This window comes from Amycolatopsis sp. NPDC003676 (assembly GCF_053587275.1).
Genome location: NZ_JBSFNS010000015.1, coordinates 39544 through 56558, shown reverse-complemented (window position 1 = coordinate 56558; position 17015 = coordinate 39544). Strand labels below are relative to the sequence as shown.

The 17015-nt window shown below is 69.1% G+C and carries 12 protein-coding genes; 7 read left to right on the top strand and 5 right to left on the bottom strand.

The features are described from left to right. Positions 1 to 14 precede the first annotated feature (14 nt). The 3 genes from ACWDNU_RS12655 to ACWDNU_RS12645 all read right to left on the bottom strand — a co-directional run bounded on the left by ACWDNU_RS12655 (position 15) and on the right by ACWDNU_RS12645 (position 6129). The gene (locus ACWDNU_RS12655) at positions 15 to 2306 is read right to left on the bottom strand and encodes a transglycosylase domain-containing protein (protein ID WP_449668954.1); all 2292 of its coding nucleotides are present in this window, start codon (positions 2304 to 2306) and stop codon (positions 15 to 17) included. Between the two features lie 441 nt (positions 2307 to 2747). Then, positions 2748 to 5657 (bottom strand): transglycosylase domain-containing protein, encoded by a 2910-nt coding sequence (locus ACWDNU_RS12650; protein WP_449668910.1) that lies wholly within the window; start codon positions 5655 to 5657, stop codon positions 2748 to 2750. A gap of 70 nt (positions 5658 to 5727) precedes the next feature. Next, complete coding sequence (locus tag ACWDNU_RS12645; RefSeq protein WP_370932846.1) at positions 5728 to 6129, bottom strand: DUF5318 domain-containing protein; 402 nt, start codon at positions 6127 to 6129, stop codon at positions 5728 to 5730. Between the two features lie 245 nt (positions 6130 to 6374). Here ACWDNU_RS12645 and ACWDNU_RS12640 point away from each other — a divergent pair, with 245 nt between their 5' ends. Then, positions 6375 to 6932, top strand: a complete 558-nt coding sequence (locus ACWDNU_RS12640) for a PadR family transcriptional regulator (protein WP_037716279.1) — start codon at positions 6375 to 6377, stop codon at positions 6930 to 6932. 65 nt (positions 6933 to 6997) lie between these two features. Beyond that, positions 6998 to 8086, top strand: coding sequence for an inositol-3-phosphate synthase (locus tag ACWDNU_RS12635; protein ID WP_449668909.1), 1089 nt, complete (start codon positions 6998 to 7000; stop codon positions 8084 to 8086). 70 nt (positions 8087 to 8156) lie between these two features. Here the strand turns inward: ACWDNU_RS12635 and ACWDNU_RS12630 are convergent, their stop codons facing one another. Together ACWDNU_RS12630 and ACWDNU_RS12625 are read right to left on the bottom strand one after the other, a co-directional pair. Next, entirely contained in the window at positions 8157 to 9011 is an 855-nt protein-coding gene (locus ACWDNU_RS12630) for an SAM-dependent methyltransferase (RefSeq protein WP_449668908.1), read from the bottom strand. 65 nt (positions 9012 to 9076) lie between these two features. Beyond that, entirely contained in the window at positions 9077 to 9715 is a 639-nt protein-coding gene (locus tag ACWDNU_RS12625; protein WP_370932851.1) for an HAD family hydrolase, read from the bottom strand. Between the two features lie 85 nt (positions 9716 to 9800). Here ACWDNU_RS12625 and ACWDNU_RS12620 point away from each other — a divergent pair, with 85 nt between their 5' ends. The 5 genes from ACWDNU_RS12620 (at position 9801) to ACWDNU_RS12600 (ending at position 17000) form a co-directional block, all read left to right on the top strand. Further along, a complete protein-coding gene (locus tag ACWDNU_RS12620) occupies positions 9801 to 10286 on the top strand; it encodes a MarR family winged helix-turn-helix transcriptional regulator (RefSeq protein WP_449668907.1) in 486 nt (161 codons plus the stop codon). Further along, a complete protein-coding gene (locus tag ACWDNU_RS12615; protein ID WP_449668906.1) occupies positions 10283 to 11503 on the top strand; it encodes an MFS transporter in 1221 nt (406 codons plus the stop codon). Before ACWDNU_RS12620 ends, ACWDNU_RS12615 begins: the two co-directional genes overlap by 4 nt. Positions 11504 to 11663: 160 nt before the next feature. Next, a complete protein-coding gene (locus ACWDNU_RS12610) occupies positions 11664 to 13739 on the top strand; it encodes a PhoX family protein (RefSeq protein WP_449668905.1) in 2076 nt (691 codons plus the stop codon). 54 nt (positions 13740 to 13793) lie between these two features. Next, the gene (locus tag ACWDNU_RS12605) at positions 13794 to 15173 is read left to right on the top strand and encodes a DUF7850 domain-containing protein (protein ID WP_449668904.1); all 1380 of its coding nucleotides are present in this window, start codon (positions 13794 to 13796) and stop codon (positions 15171 to 15173) included. Positions 15174 to 15314: 141 nt separating this feature from the next. Then, complete coding sequence (locus tag ACWDNU_RS12600; protein ID WP_449668903.1) at positions 15315 to 17000, top strand: hypothetical protein; 1686 nt, start codon at positions 15315 to 15317, stop codon at positions 16998 to 17000. Positions 17001 to 17015 lie beyond the last annotated feature (15 nt).

Here is a 17015-nt window from a genome sequence, read left to right as displayed (position 1 = left end):
CCACGGCCTTTTCCTTACTCCTGTGGCGGATCTTCGCCCGTCGACGGACCGCCAGTGGGCGGATTGTGCGTCGACGGCCTGCCGGTCGGCCAGTGCGGGAGCCCGCTCGGCCAATGCGGCTGGGTGGGCCCGCCGGTGATCGGCCCGCCGTGGTCGTTGCCGTCGCCGCCCGGGTCCGGCGGGTTGGTGTTGGTCTGCGGCGGCTCGTCGCCCGCGTTCTGGTCGCCCGACGGCGGCGGGGCCTGAACGCCGATCAGCGGCACCTGGTCGAACTTCTCCGCGGGCTTGCCCTTGAGGTAGCCCTCGAGGAACTTCTGCCACATCGGACCCGCGATCGTCGAACCGTAGATCGGCGACGTGCCCGAACCGTGCAGCGCCTGGTCGCCGTCCGCGCCGACCCACGCGGCGACCGAGACCGACGGCGTGTAGCCGACCATCCAGGTCTGCGCGTTCGCGTTCGCCGCCCACGCCGGTTCGCCGGACCGCACCGTGTGCTGCTGCGTACCGGTCTTGCCCGCGCATTCGTGCCCGGACGGGCACTTCAGGTGCGAGAAGTCGACCACCGGGCCCAGCGCCATGGTCACGTTGCCGGCGATCTGCTTGGCTTTGTCCGCGCTGCTGTCGAACGCCGGCTTGCCCGCACTCGGCTGCGCCTCGTAGGCGACTTCCTTCTGCGCGTTGGTCACCTTCAGCACGAAGTGCCGGTCGCGCTGGATGCCGTTGGCGGCGAAGGTCGCGTACGCGCTGGCCATGTCCGCGGGCGTGATCTGGGTGTTCCCGCCGCCGAGTGCGATGTTGGCGTCCGCGGTGGAGATCAGCGACTTGCCGCCGTTGTCCTTGGTCTTCACGCCCGCTTCCTGGGCGGCCTGCCCGACCGGGCCCGGATGCGTCTGGTTCAGCACCATGTCGTAGAACACCGTGTTCGCCGACCGCTTCATCGCCTCAGCGACGGTGCACTGCCCGGAGCAACTGGAGCTGGGACCCGCGTTGCGCACCTTGCGGCCGTCGAAGACCCGGTTGTTGCTGCCGTCGAAGGTCTCGTTGATCCCCTTGCCCATCTTGAGGAACGCGGTGAGGTCGAACGCCTTCATCGACGAACCGGGGTTCTGCGGCGTGTTCGCCCAGTCGCGAGCACCCTGCTTCTTCCCGTTCACGTCGACCAGCGCGGGCCCGCCGTAGTACGCGAGCACCCCGCCGGTCTTCGGATCGACCGCCACCAGCGAATTGAGCAGCCGGTCGTCGGACTGGTCCTTCAGCGCGTCGGTCGCCACCTGGGTCGCGACCTCCTGGGCGTGCTTGTCGATGGTGGTCTGGACCGTGTAACCGCCCGCGTAGTACTTGTCGTCGTCGATGCCGTGCTGCGCCAGTTCGGCCTTCACCTGCACGTTGATGAACTTGTACGGCGCGTTCGCGTCGTCCTTCGATTCCTCGAGCGGGATGACCGACGGGAACTGCGCCGATTGCCGCTGCTGCGCGGTGATGTACTTGTTCTCGAGCATCCGGTCGAGCGCGGTGTTCCAGCGGCCTTGGGCCACCTTCGGGTTCTCCGAACGGCCCGGCTGCTGGATCAGCCCGGCCAGCAGCGCGGCCTCGGAGTAGTCCAGCTTCGAGACGTCCTTGTGGAAGAAGGCCTGCGACGCCGCGCCGATGCCGTACGCCCCGCGCCCGAAGTAAATGATGTTCAGGTACGCGGTGATGATGTCCTGCTTCTCGTACGTCTGGTTCATCTTGAAGGACTTCGCCAGCTCGGTCCATTTGCGGGTGAGCGTCGGGGCGTCGTTGTCGGTGGCCTTCTTGATGTACTGCTGCGAGATCGTGGACCCGCCGCCCGCCTTGCCGGTGAGCTGGTTGAACGCCGCGCGGAGCAGGCCGGTGACGTCGAAGCCGGAGTTGGTCTCGAACGACGAGTCCTCGGTCGCGATCACCGCGTGCTTCACCACGTCCGGGATCTGCTGCGGGGTGAGGATCTGCCGGTTGCCGCCGGATGGCACGTCCTTGCCCATCGGGCTGCCGTCGGCGTAGAGGTAGGTGACGGCCTGGTTCTGGCCCTGCGCGATGCTCTGCGGCGAGGGCACGTCGACCATGAAATAGGTGATCACGAACGCGATCGCCGGGACCACGATGAAGAGGCCGACGAACGCGTAGGCACAGCGCCGGATGATCTTCCAGCGTCTTTTCTTGCGCTGAGCGGGCGTGCGGCCCTTCTTGTCCAAGTCTTCCGCCGCGTACCCGTCGTCCGGATCGAACGGGCCCTCGTCCCGGTAATCGGCGTTGCGGTAGTCGTCCTCGACCATCCGGTGGGTCATCAGGTCCGGCTCGCGCTGCGGCGGCGGGACCGGACGGCGGCCGGGAGGCGGCGGACGGCGGCCCGGCGGCGGGGAACCGGCGGGCCCGGCCGGGCGGGTCGGACCCGCGGCGGGGCGCTGCGGACCGCGGGCCCACGGCGGCGGTCCGGGCTGGGAGGGAGGTGGTTGACGCCGCGGGTCGGGATCCCGGTCGGGCCAGGAGCGGCTGCGGTCGTCGTTCACTGCGGATCCTCTTCTCGGACACGGGCAGCCTGCGGACGCAGAAGGCCCTCTGATGACCAGACGCGGCAACCCCGGTCGAGGTTCACTCTCCTGGCCGATCCCCTTCGCGGGGGAGGGAGACCGTCGGTGAACCTACCGCACCCCCAGCCGGGTGGTACCGGCAAAAAGAGGCTCCTCTCCGGTGCGGAGAGGAGCCTCTTGACAGGACGTGGTCGCGGATCAGCCGCTGCGTTTGGGCGGTTCGCCGTTCACGATGGGACCGCCTCCGCTGCCCGGGTTCCCGCCGTCGGTGCCGCCGAAGATGCCGCTCGGCCGGGTCGGGGTGGTCGTCGTCGAGGACGGCGGGTGCGACGAACTGGTCGGCGGCGCCGACGAGGACTCCGTGGTCGGCGGCGGCGCCTGCTCGCTGGACGATTCGCGCGTCGGCGGCGGGGCCGCCTTGGTCGACGTGACGACCTGGTCGGCGTCCTTGCCGATCGGGTCGACCTTGTCGAACTTCTCGCCCGGCTTGTCCTTCAGGTAGTTCGTCATGAAGTCCTGCCAGGCCGGACCCGCGATCGTCTTGCCGAAGATCGGCTTGCCGTTCTTGTCGTGCAGCGGCTTGTTGCCGTCGCCGCCGATCCAGATCGCGGCCGACACCGACGGCGTGTACCCGACCATCCAGGTCTGAGCATTGCGGTCCTTGTAGGAGGCGGGGTCGCTGTCCTTCGGGTCGTACTGCTGCGTGCCGGTCTTGCCCGCGCATTCGTGGCCGCTCGGACATTTCAGGTGCGATTCGGCGATAACCGGGCCGAGCGCGTCGGTCACGTTCCCGGCGATCTGCTTGCTCTTGTCCGCGTTGTCGTCGAACGCGGGTTTTCCCTGCCCGGCTGAGTCGTCGAAAATGACCTCGTCCTGGGAGTTCGTGAGCTTCGAGACGAAGTGCTGGTCGCGCCGTACGCCGCCGGAGGCGAACGACGCGTACCCGGCGGCCATGTCCTCCGGGGTGACCACGGTGGCGCCACCGCCGAGGGCGATGTTGGCGTCGCTCGTGCCGAGCTTGGCCTTGCCCTTCGGGGCAGCCTGCACGCCCGCTTCCTTCGCGGCCTCCGCGACCCGGGCCGGTTTCGTCCAGTTCAGCACCATGTCGTAGAACACGGTGTTCGCCGAGACCTCCATGGCCTTTTTGACCGTGCACTGCGGACCGCAGCTGGAGCTTTCACCCGCGTTGCGGACCACGCGGCCGCCGAGTTCCCGCCGGTCGGTGCCGTCGAAGGTTTCGCCGAGCCCCTTGCCCATCTTGAGCCAGGCCGTGAGGTCGTAGGCCTTCATCGACGAACCGGGGTTCTGCGGCACATTCGCCCAGTCCGTGGCCAGCGTGTCCTTGCCCGCGTCGTTCTTCACCGTGGTCGGCCCGCCGTAATAGGCGACCACGCCCCCGGTTCTCGGGTCGACGGCGACCAGAGCTCCTCTGAGGTTGTCGTCGGTCTGGCCCTCCATGTTGTCCTGGACGGACTGCGCCGCGATCTTCTGCGCGTTCGGGTCGATCGTCGTGTAGATCTTCGCGCCGGTGGAGGCCAGCTTGTCCTCGCTGTAGCCCTTCGCGTCCAGCTCCTGCAAGATGCGCTGCTGGATGTGGTAGTCCAGCGTTCCGGCGTCCTGCTTCTGCTGCGAGTCGCGCGGGATCAGCGTGGGGAACTGCGCGGCCTTGCGGTCGGCGGGCGAGAGCCAGTGGTTGGCCACCATCTGGTCCATCACGTAGTTCCAGCGCTTCTGGACGTACGCGGTGTCCTGGTCCTTGCCAGGGCCCTGGATCATCCCGGCGAGCAACGCCGCCTCGGACGCGTTGAGTTGCGCGACGTCCTTGCCGAAGTAAGCCTTCGACGCGGCGGCGATGCCGTTCGCGCGGCGGCCGAAGAAGACGATGTTCAGGTAGCCGGTGATGATGTCCGATTTGGACGTCTCGTTGTTCAGCTTGAACGACTTCGCCAGCTCGGTCCACTTGCGGGACAGCGTGGCCTGGTCGTTTTTGGTCGCCTGCTTGATGTACTGCTGCGAAATGGTCGAACCGCCGCCGGTGCCGCCGGTGGCCTGGTTGAAGACCGACCGCAGGATCGCCATCACGTTGAAGCCGGAGTTGGTCTCGAAGGTCGCGTCCTCGGCCGAGTACACGGCGTGCTTGACGACCTCGGGAATCTGGTTGGGCTGCAGCAGTTCGCGGTTGCCGCCCTCCGGGATTATCCGGCCCATCACCGATTTGTCGCCGTAGTAGAAGGTGATCGGCTGGCTCTGCTTCGCGAGCACGTCCTGCGGCGAGGGCACGTCGACGGTGAAATAGGTGATCACGAACGCGATCGCGGGCACCACGACGAACAGGCCGAACATCGCGTACAGCACCCGGCGGATGATCTTCCACCGGCGTTTGCGGCGCTGCCTCGGCGTGAGGTCGGCCTTGCTCTTCTTCTTGCCGTCCCCCTCGCCTTCCGGGTCGTCCTCGAAGTCCGCGTCGTCCGAGTACTGGGCGAGGCGGGTTTCCTCGTCGTACGGGTCGTCGTCGTACCGGTCGTCGTAGGGGGCATAGCCGTTGTGCGCGGCGTGCGTGATCAGGTCCGGTTCGCGGGCGGTCTCCGGATAGGACGACGGCGGCGGAGGCGGCGGCGGGACCCGGCGGCCCTGCGGAGGCCGTCCGCCGGGCGGCGGCTGCCGGAAGCCCTGGGTGGCATTCCCGTTAGGACCGCCGTTAGGACCGCCCTGGGGCCCGGGACGTCCGCCCGGAGGCTGGCGGCGCGGCGGCGGCGCACCCTGTCCGTCGAGGATCCGCGACGCGCGAGTGCCCGAACCGCGGTCCTGCGGTCCGGGGCCTTGCGGAGGACGGCCTTGCGGAGCGCGGTTTTGCCCGGTCCGCTGCGGACGGCGCGGCTCGTCGGCCGCGGGCCACTGCGGACCGCCTTCGTCGCCGCTCGGCCACTCCGGGCCGGCTTGGGCGCGCGGCGGCCGCTGGCCGCCCGTAGGAGGACGGCGGGGCGGCGCGGGGCGCCGGGGGGCGTCATCGGCAGGCCAGGCGGGACCGGGGTCCTCCTGGGGTCGCCGGGCACGGCGAGGTGCATCTGGCTCCTGGCTCGGCCAGGGGCGGTTGCGGTCGTCGTTCACTGATGGGCCTCCGAAGGCGGCGCTGTCTGCACTGGAGCCGCCCCGCGTTCTGCAGCGGTTGTGGTACTCGTCACTGCCCGGCAGTCCTTCGCGGCCGGGTCGGCTGGGGTTCTCCCGTGCCGAGGACATAGGACAGGACCAGATGGTTCCAATGGCACGTCCGGCACACCTCTACGTCATAGACGGTGAACTCCCCGAAAACCCCGGACATCCGGGTCAGTTCCGCCGGGGTGCGTGCCGATCCCGAAACATGCTTGAGCTCGTCGCCGTACACCCATGAAACGAGGTGCAGCGGCGTCCGGCGGCACATCGGACAGGCCCGGTCTTCGGGTCTGCCGTGGAATTTCGCCGCGCGGAGCAGGTACGGGCTCGCGTCGCAGACCTCGTGGTCTCCGACGCGTCCGGAGCGGACGCCGGCCAGCAGCGCACGGCGCTGCAAGGCGTAATCCACAACCTGCCGCTGGTTTCGCACGAGGACAGAGTACGGGCTCTTTCTGTGTCCGCGGTGCCCCCTGCTTTCCCGCACCCTCGGCGACCGTTCGGACACGCCGAAACTTAGATAACGCTCTGATCACGGATCATCGGGCGAGTGCTGGTGGCGGGTTACTTCCGCCACTCCGATGTATCGGCGCGATATACTCGGCGAGTAGGTTGGCTGAGCCGGTTCCGTGTGATCAACGGTGCCGGTCGCGGCGTATTCCCGGAATGGGGTGTGGTGTGCTCGAACTCGCGATCCTCGGATTGCTGCACGAGGCGCCCATGCACGGGTACGTGCTGCGCAAACGTTTGCACGAGACGCTCGGGATGTTCCGGACGTTCTCGTACGGCTCGCTGTATCCGACCTTGCGCCGGCTGCTGCGGGCCGGTTATCTCGTCGAGGAGTTCGACGAGGCGGACGACCGGGCCTGGTCCCGGCGCGGCCGCCGCGTCTACAAGCTCACCGCCGAGGGCAAGGAACGCTTCGCCGAACTGCTCGGCGACGCGGGACCGCAGACGTGGGACGACGAGGGATTCGGCGTCCACCTGGCGTTCTTCTCGCGGACACCGGCCGACGTCAGGATGCGAATCCTGGAAGGACGGCGCCGCCGCGTCGAGGAGCGGCGCGAGGGATTGCGGGACGCGCTGGCCAGGGCCGAGGAGAAGATCGACCGCTACACCCGCGAGCTGCACCGGCTGGGGCTGGAGTCGAGCGAGCGGGAGGTGCGCTGGCTCAACGAGCTGATCGCGCACGAACAAGCCGAGCAGCGCGGCCCGGAGCAGCCGGGACCGAGTTGAGCGGCGGCCGCAACGGGGCGGCAGACCTGCAGATGCAAGTGAATGAGATTGAAGGAGAAACCGGCATGGGCGAGAACCGCCGCGTTCGGGTGGCCATCGTGGGCGTCGGCAACTGCGCCTCGTCGCTGGTCCAGGGTGTGCAGTACTACCGCGACGCGGATCCCGGTACGCGCGTCCCCGGTTTGATGCACGTCCAGTTCGGCGACTACCACGTGCGCGACATCGAGTTCGTCGCCGCGTTCGACGTCGACGCGAAGAAGGTCGGCCGGGACCTCTCGGAGGCGATCTCCGCCAGCGAGAACAACACGATCAAGATCGCCGACGTGCCGCCGCTCGGCGTCACTGTCCAGCGCGGGCACACCTTCGACGGCCTCGGCCGCTTCTACCGCGAGACGATCGAGGAGTCCGACGAGGCTCCGGTCGACGTGGTCGCGGCGCTGCGCGACGCGCAGGTCGACGTCCTCGTCTCCTATCTTCCGGTCGGGTCCGAAGAGGCCGACAAGTTCTACGCGCAGGCCGCGATCGACGCGAACGTCGCGTTCGTCAACGCGCTGCCGGTGTTCATCGCTTCCGACCCGGAGTGGGCGAAGAAGTTCGAGGACGCGGGCGTCCCGATCGTCGGCGACGACATCAAGTCCCAGGTCGGCGCCACCATCACGCACCGCGTGCTGGCGAAGCTGTTCGAGGACCGCGGCGTGCAGCTCGACCGCACGATGCAGCTCAACGTGGGCGGGAACATGGACTTCCTGAACATGAAGGAGCTGGAGCGGCTCGAGTCGAAGAAGATCTCGAAGACCCAGTCGGTCACCTCGCAGGTGGACCGCGAGCTCGGCAAGGGCAATGTCCACATCGGACCGTCGGACTACGTGCAGTGGCTCGACGACCGCAAGTGGGCCTACGTCCGCCTCGAGGGCCGCGCGTTCGGCGACGTGCCGCTGAACCTCGAGTACAAGCTCGAGGTGTGGGACTCCCCCAACTCGGCGGGCATCATCATCGACGCGGTGCGCGCGGCGAAGATCGCCAAGGACCGCGGCATCGGCGGCCCGATCCTGTCCGCGTCGTCCTACTTCATGAAGTCGCCGCCGGAGCAGTACGACGACTCGACCGCCCGCGACGCGGTCGACGCCTTCATCCGCGGCGAACTGGAGCGCTGAGCCCAGCTCTGAGTCGTCCGTGAAGGACTCCTTGAGGGAATCTGATTCCCTCAAGGAGCCCTTCACGGCGTTAACGGCCGGCGAAGATCAGCGCGGTTTTCGCCATCTGGCCGGCGAGGACGTCGGGCATCCGTTTCCCGAATCGGACGGCGAGGTCGGCGACGCGTTCCACCCGCACGTCCCAGCCCTGGCCCGCGAGCCACTCGGCCGGGTCCCGGCGCGGCTCAGTGGAGAAGACGTCCTTCACGGCCAAGCCCATCTGCTCGCCCGCCTCGGACGTCTGGAAGGTGCCGGACAGTTCGGCGAGGTCGCCGAGCGGGATGTGCTCGGCCCCGATCCGGCTGCCCGCCGCGCACCGGGCGTGCACGAGGTCGAACAGCAGTTCCTCGGCCCGCGCGGGCAGATACGGCAGCAGTCCTTCGGCGATCCACACGGACGGCCGGGCCGGGTCGAACCCGGCGGTTTCCAGTGCGGCGGGCCAGTTTTCGCGCAGGTCCGCGCCGACCGGGCGCCGCCGGCAGCGTGGAGCCGCGCCGAGCCGATCGAGCACGTCCTGTTTGAACGCGAGCACGCGCGGCTGGTCGACTTCGTAGACGTCGCGGCCGGACAGGTCGAGCCGGAAGGCGCGCGCGTCGAGTCCGGCGGCGAGGAGCACGACCTGCGGCGCGTCGGATCCGGTGATCAGGTCGTCGAAGAATCGGGCGCGCAGCTGGACGTAGTCGGCGATCCCCGTCCAGAGCGCGTCGTCCACCGGTTCGGTCGGCAGCGGCTGCGGCGGATGCGCGGCGCGGACGAACTCGGCCGCGTACGGGTCGCTGACCAGCGGATCCGGCGACGCGGTCGCGATCGCCCGGCCCGCGGTCACCCCGAGCGCGGTGCGCCCGATGCTGCTGACGATGTCCCAGTCCCCTTGCGGCACAGCCATTTCCGCCCCTCTCGCAGATGAAGGCTCAGAATGGCGCCGCGCCTGCTACCCGGCTGTGAGCTGCGTTACTCGCTGAGCGCGGCGGGCAGCGCGGCCAGATTCGGCAGCACCGTGGCGTCCCGCAGCGCCGCCGGATCCGGCGGGAAGTGCGGGTTCGGCACCGCGAACACCGTCATGTCCGCCGCGAACGCCGCGAGCAGGCCGTTTGTCGAGTCCTCCACCGCCGCGCACCGGGAAGCTTCGACGTTCAGGAGCATCGCCGCGCGCAGGTAGACGTCCGGTTCCGGCTTGCCCGCGGCCACTTCCTCGCTCGACACCGCCACCGGGACCAGCGACGTCAAATCGCACGCCGTCAGGAACGAGTGGATCAGCACCGGCGGCGACGAGCTGGCGATCGCGACCGGCCAGTGCCGGGAGATCTCGCGGACGACCTGGTCGGCGCCGTCGATCACCGGCGGGCGGTCGGCGTAGCGGGCGGCCATCTCGTCGATCACGATGCGCGCGATCTCGTCCGGGGTGAGCCGCGCGCCGAGGGTTTCCACCAGGTAGCGCGCCCATTCCGGCGTGCTCATCCCCTGTTGCGCGCGCGTCGCCTCCGGCCGCCAGGTCCCGCCGTGCTCGGCTACTACGGAGCGGCGCACCTCGTCCCACGTCGTCTCGGAGTCCACCAGTACGCCGTCGAGGTCGAAGATCACCGCATCCACCGGACCAGCCTAGGGGGCGCGGCCCGGGCCGCCTTGTGAGCCGAATTACTTCGCTACCCTAACTAATTTTTGTTAGCCTAGCTAAGTGACTTCCCCGAGAGGCGATCTGGCGCGGCGGCTGCGGCCGGTGGTGTTCCGGCTGTACTACCTGGTGCGCCGCGAATCCGCGCAGTTGCTGACCCTGACTCAGGGATCGGTGCTGTCGGAGCTGGTCGGCCGGGGGCCGAGCCGGATGAGCCGGCTGTCGCGGCTCGAGCGCGTGCGGATGCCGTCGATGACCGACGTCGTGCGCAGGCTCGAACGGCTCGGCATGGTGACGCGGCGTCCCGACCCGGAGGACGGGCGCGCCGTGCTCGTGGAAGCCACTCCGGAAGGCGAGCGGTTCTACGCCGAGATGATCGCGGGCCGGGAGGCGGAGCTGCGGGCGCGGCTCGATCGTCTCGACCCGGCCGAGCGCGCCGCCATCGACGCCGCGCTTCCCGCGCTCACCAAGCTGATCGCCGACTTCCACCGTGACGACTCCGCCGCGGAACTCGCCGTAACGTCTGAAGGAGGAACTGATCCGCGATGAGCGCTGAGCACCACTCGAGCCTGCTGGACGCGGTCAAAGGCCAGCCCAAACAGGTGTGGATCACCGCGTTCGCCGCGGTCATCGCGTTCATGGGCATCGGCCTCGTCGACCCGATCCTGCTGTCTATCGCCAAGGGCCTGAACGCTTCGCCGTCCCAGGTCACGCTGCTGTTCACGTCGTATCTCGGCGTGCAGGTGATCGCGATGCTCTTCACTGGCGCGATGTCCGCCCGGTTCGGAGCCAAGCGGACCGTGCTCGTCGGGCTGACGCTGATCGTCGCCGCGACCGCGTTGTGCGCCGCGGCCGGTTCGATCGAACAGCTCGTCGGCCTGCGCGCGGTTTGGGGGCTCGGCAACGCCTTCTTCATCGCCACGGCGCTGTCAGTGATCGTCGGCGCGGCGACCGGTGGCCAATCCGGCGCGATCCTGCTTTACGAGGCCGCGCTGGGGGTTGGGCTCGCCGTCGGGCCGCTGCTCGGCGCGCTGCTGGGCACGATCTCGTGGCGCGGTCCGTTCCTGGGCACCGCGGTGCTGATGATCGCCGCGCTGGTGCTGTGCTCGATCTTCCTGCAGAGCGACTCGGCCGAGAAACGCCAGCCGATCAAGCTGCTCGACCCGATCCGCGCGCTCAAGCACCCCGGTCTGCTGCGGACGTCGATCGCCTCGGCGCTCTACACGGCCGCGTTCTTCGCGGTGCTCGCCTGGTCCCCGTTCGTGCTCGGCTGGAACGCCATCGCCGTCGGCTTGATCTTCTGCGGCTGGGGCCTGTGCGTCGCGATCGCCGGCGTGGTGCTCGCGCCGAAGATGGCGGCCCGCTTCGGCGAACGGCACGCGGCCGCGCTGGCGGTGACCGGCTACACCGTGCTGATGCTGGTGCTGGCCATCCCGAGCAAGCCGGTGGTGGTCGTCGGGATCATCGTGTCCGGTCTGGTTTCCGGGCTGCTGAACACGCTGTTCACCGGTACCGCGATGTCGATCAGCGACGCGCCGCGACCGGTCGCGAGCGCCGGGTACAACTTCTGCCGCTGGTTCGGCGGCGCGGTCGCGGCCACGCTCGTCGGCCACATCGCCGAGTGGATGGGCTGGGAGCAGGGTCCGTTCCTGGTCGCCGCCGTGCTCTGCGTGATCGCCGCCGTCCTGCTGTCGCAGCGGGAGAAGAAGGCCGACCCGCACACCGTGCCGCAGGAGGCCGCGCTCGTCGGCGACGAGGAGTTCTGAGCCGTTCCGCGACACTCGGCGATCGCCCCTGGACTGTCTGTTCGGGGGCGATCGCCGTCTTTCGCCAAATACATCCGCCGTTCACCTTTTAGTCCGTTTCAGGGGGTTTTCGCCGCATACGGTCGCCGGGTTCCCACCGAGAAGCGACCCTGGAGGCCCCGTGTCCCTGGAGCCCGGACGACTGCTGCCCTTGTTCACCGCGCATTCCGGCGGCCGGTCACCGATCACCTGCGAATACCGCTGCGGCAATGCCTGCGCGCACGAGGCCCCGAACCCAACCGGCAACGAGTACTTCGGCGACATCGCCAAGGGCGTCTCGCGGCGCGGCGTGTTCAAGGCCGGTGCGGTGATGGCCGCTGCGGCGGGCGGATTCGCCGCGCTGTCCGGCACCGCGGCCGCCGCTACCCCTGCTCCGGCACCGTTGGCGAAGGGCCGCGCGGTGCCCGGCACGGACTTCACGCCGGTGCCGCCGAACAAACTCGACGTCGTCAGCATCCCCGACGGTTACGCCCAGCACGTGGTGATCCGCTGGGGCGACCCGGTGGTCCCCGGCGCGCCGAAGTTCGACTTCCGCAAGCAGACCGCGGCGGCGCAGGCCAAGCAGTTCGGCTACAACAACGACTTCGTCGGCCTGATCCCGCAGGACCCGCTCGGCCTGCGCAATCTGCTGGTGGTCAACCACGAGTACACCACCGAGGTGCACCTCTTCCCGGCCGATCAATACGACCCGGCCAACCCCACTGAGGAGCAGGTCAAGATCGCCTGGGCGGCACATGGATTGTCGGTGCTGCAGACGCTGCGCGACCCGATCGGCGGCGCTCTGCGCACCGTCCCGAGCCCGCTGAACCGGCGGATCACGCTCGACACGATCTTCGAGGTGCGCGGTCCGGCGGCCGGGTCGAAGTACCTCAAGACGTCGGCCGACCCGTCCGGCAAGCGCGTGCGCGGCACGCAGAACAACTGCTCCGGCGGCGTCACGCCGTGGGGCACCGTGCTGTCCGGCGAGGAGAACTTCCACCAGTACTTCGCTCACGCGGACAAGGTTTCCGACCCGACGGAAGCCGCGCGGCTCAAGCGGTACGCGGTCGGCACCGGCGAGAGCACGCGCAAATGGGAGCGCTTCGACAAGCGCTGGGACGTCTCCCGCGAGCCCAACGAGCCCAACCGGTTCGGCTGGGTCGTGGAAATCGACCCGAACGATCCGCATTCCACGCCGGTGAAGCACACCGCGCTCGGCCGGTTCAAGCACGAGGCGGCGAACGTCAAGATCACCGCGGACGGCCGGGTTGCGGTGTACTCCGGTGACGACGAGCGGTTCGAATACATCTACAAGTTCGTCTCGAAGGGCAAGTACAAGAAGGGGAACTCCGCGCTCGCCCGGCGGCACAACTCGGCGCTGCTGGACGACGGAACCCTGTACGTCGCCAAGTTCTCCGGCAACAGCCCGGGCGAGATCGACGGCTCCGGCAAGCTGCCCGCCGACGGCGAGTTCGACGGCACCGGGGAGTGGATTCCCCTTGCCAGCGGCGACAAGTCCTTTGTGGACGGATTCACCGCGGAGGAGGTCTACGTGTTCACCCGCCAGGCCGCCGACCGCGCCGGGGCGACCAAAATGGACCGTCCGGAGGACATCGAGCCGAACCCGGTCAACGGCCGGATCTACGCCGCGCTCACCAACAACTCCGACCGCGGCGCGGCGGGCAAGGCGGCCCCGGACGAGGCGAACCCGCGCACCCGCAACAAAAACGGGCACATCCTCGAATGGGACGAGGACCGCGGCGACAGTGCCGCGACCCGGTTCTCCTGGCGGCTGCTGCTCGTCTGCGGCGACCCGGCCACGGCCGACACCTACTTCGGCGGTTTCCCGAAGGACCAGGTCAGCCCGATCTCGTGCCCGGACAACGTGGCCTTCGACCCGCACGGCAACCTGTGGATCTCCACCGACGGCAACACCCTCGGCGCGAATGACGGCCTCTTCTCGGTTCCGGTGACCGGCCCCGAGCGCGGGCACGTGAAGCAGTTCCTGTCCGTGCCGGTCGGCGCCGAGACGTGCGGTCCGGTCGTCACCGAAAACCTCGTGCTCGTCGCGGTGCAGCATCCCGGCGAGGACGCGCCGAGTTCGGCGAACCCGACCTCGCACTGGCCGGACGGCGGCAGCTCCCAGCCGCGGCCCGCGATCGTGTCCGTGTGGAAGAAGGGTGCCTTCGGATTGCCGGGCCGGATCGGCCGCAAGTAACACTTTGGAGTGTTTCTTACCGCCGATCAGGCTTCCTGGGTCTAGCTTCACCGCGTGAGGCGGGCAAGGAAAGTCGCGATCGGACGTACGGCGGGCGCGGCGGCGGGCACTGCGATGCTGGTCGGCGCGCTCGCCGTCGTCACTCCCGGGTCGGCTCCCGCCGAGGGGGCTCCGGATTGCGGCGGCATCGCGGCCAACCCCAGCGTGGAGGACGCCGGTTCGCCCGGCGGACCGCCGCGGGGATACCTGTTCAGCCCCGCCGCACCGGTTCCGCGCAGCACCCCGGCGGATCGCGTACCGAAGCTGGTCACCAGCACCGCGCACGCGGTCGACGGGCACGTCAACGCCCAGATTCAGACGCCGGACGGCCGGGTCAGCTCGGCCAGCCAGCAGGTGAAAGCGGTGCCCGGCGGGCAATACTCGCTGTCGGTGTGGGCGGGTACGGCACAGTCCGGGCTCGGTTCGCGCGCCAGCGCCACCACCGGGCTGCGTTTCGCCGACCGCACCGGCCGGGTTCTGGTGGAGAAACCGCTCGCGGTGACGCACGACGTCGCGTCCGACGGCAAGCTCGCGCAGCAGGAGGTGCCGCCGGTCACCGCGCCGGACGAGACCGCGGCGGTCTCGTTTTTCGCCAGCACCAACCACAACTGGGTGCTGTGGGACTGCGTGCACGTGGCTCTCGCCGCGTTCGCGGTGAAGATGGAGGTGCGGAATCCGGCGGACGGAACGTGGGGCCCGTCGGCTGCCATCCCGGCCGGCGATGCCGCGCACTTCCGCATCTCCGTCTCCAACACCGGTTCCCAGCCGCTCACCGGATTGCTCGTGAAGGACCCGTGGTGCGCCGGTCTTCCCGGCGCGTTCGATCTCGCCGCGAGCGCGTCTCGCGAGCTCACCTGCGATCACCCGAACCTCACCGAGGACGACAACGGGCACGTCAACACCGCGAAGGTCACCGCCACCGCTGCAGGCGGGCCGCTCGCCGAGCAGAAGGCGACCGCGACGGTCACCGTCACGCCGCAGCCCGCGGTCGGCAAGATCGGCGACCGCGCGTGGAAAGACCTGAACCGCAACGGCATGCAGGACGACGATGAACCCGGCTTCCCGGACTTGCCGGTGACGCTCAAGGACGGCGCGGGCGGCACAGTCGCCGCCGCGCGCACGAACGCCGACGGCAGCTATCTGTTCGACCAGCGCAAGGACGGCACCTATCAGGTGTGCTTCGACGTCTCGAAGCTGCCGGACGGCCTCACCGTCACTCAGCGCGGTGCGGGCGCACCGGGTCTCGACTCGGCCGTCGACCCGGCGACCGGCTGCACCTCGCCGTTCACGCTCGGCGGCAAGGACCGCGAGCGGATGGACCTGGACATCGGCCTCGCTCCGCCCGTGCCGACCGCCCCGCCCTCGCCCACCGCCTCCGCCGCGCCCGCCCGCTAGCGGTCCGTGAAGGACTCCTTGAGGGAATCTGATTCCCTCAAGGAGTCCTTCACGGACATTCGCGGCGACCACTGAGCGTCACGTCCAGGCGGATGCGAGACTGTGGCTGCACACCACGTCTCGGGGAGGTCTGGACCAATCATGACCGCGGCCGCCGGCGCGCCGCCGGACGACCCGACCCCGTGGTACCGCCGGCCGATGACCTGGACGTGGGCCGCCACCGGGGCGGTCCTCGTGCTGTACACCGTGCTGGCTTGGCAACGCCGGTGGATGAGCGACGACGGTCTGCTCGTGCTCCGCACCGTCCGCCAAATACTCGCCGGGAACGGTCCGGTCTTCAACGTCGGCGAGCGCGTCGAAGCCAGCACTAGTCCGTTGTGGACCTGGCTCCTCGCCGGAGTCGGCACGATCCCCGGCCCGCCGCTGGAATGGATCGCGGTGATCACCGGCCTGCTGTGCGCGGTCGGCGGGGTTTTCTTCGGACTGGACGGCGCCCGTCGCCTCTACACCGGACCGGTCGCCCCCGCCGGCGCGCTCGTCGTGTGCGCGCTCCCGCCGTTCCGGGACTTCGCCACCTCCGGACTCGAAACCGGCCTGGTGCTGCTGTGGCTGGGACTGAGCTGGTGGCTGCTGGTACGCGGCAAGACGCCCATCGCCACCGCGATCGTGCTTGGACTAGGACCGCTCGTGCGGCCGGATCTGGCGCTGTTCAGCGTGATCGGCTTCATCGCACTTGTTCTGCTGCTCCGCCCGCGCTGGCTTGCCGCACTGGGCTGGCTCGGTGCCGGAATCGCGATTCCGTTGGCGTATCAGGTGTTCCGGATGGGCTACTACGGTCTCGTCACGCCGAACACCGCGCTCGCCAAGGAAGCGGCCAACAGCGACTGGCCGCGCGGCTTCGCGTACCTGACTGACTTGATCAGCCCGTACGTACTGTGGATTCCATTGCTGCTGCTGGTGATCGCCGCGATCCTGGCGCGCCGGTCACGGATCTTGCTGCTGGCTTCGTTGGCAGGTGGGCTCTTGCTCGCGCTGTACGTCGTGCGCGTCGGCGGCGATTTCATGCACGGCCGGATGCTGCTGCCCGCGTTGTTCGTGCTGCTGCTGCCGGTCATGGCGATCCCGTTGACCCAGAAGACAATCGCGCTCGTCGCCGGGGTCGCCGCATGGGCAGTGGTCGCGGGCGGCTGGCTGCGCGTGCCGTACGAGAACACGCATCAAGCGGTGAGTGTCACCGACGAACGCGGATATTGGTCGTGGGCGACCGGACACGAACACCCAGTGCTGGCAACGGATTACCTAGGCCAGGACGTCACCCGGCACGCGGTCGAAGCGGTGGAAGGGACGACGCAGCCAGCAGTGGTCGTCTACAGCTACGGCGACGTGAAGAAGTGGTTCCGCTTCCCGACCACCCGGCCGTACGTGACCATGGCGGCCGACAGCATGGGCGCGATCAGCAACATCGTGTCCCTGGACGTCCGCATCCACGACGGCTACGGCCTGGCGAGCGACCTCGCCGCGCACTCGTCGACCATCCCGAACGGCCGCCCCGGGCACTCGAAGTGGCTGGTCGGGGCATGGGAGGTCGCCGAGGCCGGATACGGCGACTACGCCACCGACGGCGAGATCCGGATGTTCCAGCCCGTCGTCATCGACGCCGCCCGCCAGGCGCTGCGCTGCCCCGACGTCCGGGAGGTGCTGGCCTCGACCCGCGAGCCGCTCACCTGGAGTCGGTTTATCGACAATTTCACCGGAGCGCTGCACCGCACGGAAATCCGCTTTCCCCGCGACCCGCTGGCCGCGGCCTCCTGCGCCCCGGCGAAGTGATCGACGACTCCCCGA

Excerpts from the sequence above, each read along its gene's own strand:
- ACWDNU_RS12655 (WP_449668954.1), bottom strand. The coding sequence starts at position 2,306 with ATGACCCACCGGATGGTCGAGGACGACTACCGCAACGCCGATTACCGG.
- ACWDNU_RS12635 (WP_449668909.1), top strand. The coding sequence starts at position 6,998 with ATGGGCGAGAACCGCCGCGTTCGGGTGGCCATCGTGGGCGTCGGCAAC.
- ACWDNU_RS12630 (WP_449668908.1), bottom strand. The coding sequence starts at position 9,011 with ATGGCTGTGCCGCAAGGGGACTGGGACATCGTCAGCAGCATCGGGCGC.
- ACWDNU_RS12615 (WP_449668906.1), top strand. The coding sequence starts at position 10,283 with ATGAGCGCTGAGCACCACTCGAGCCTGCTGGACGCGGTCAAAGGCCAG.
- ACWDNU_RS12600 (WP_449668903.1), top strand. The coding sequence starts at position 15,315 with ATGACCGCGGCCGCCGGCGCGCCGCCGGACGACCCGACCCCGTGGTAC.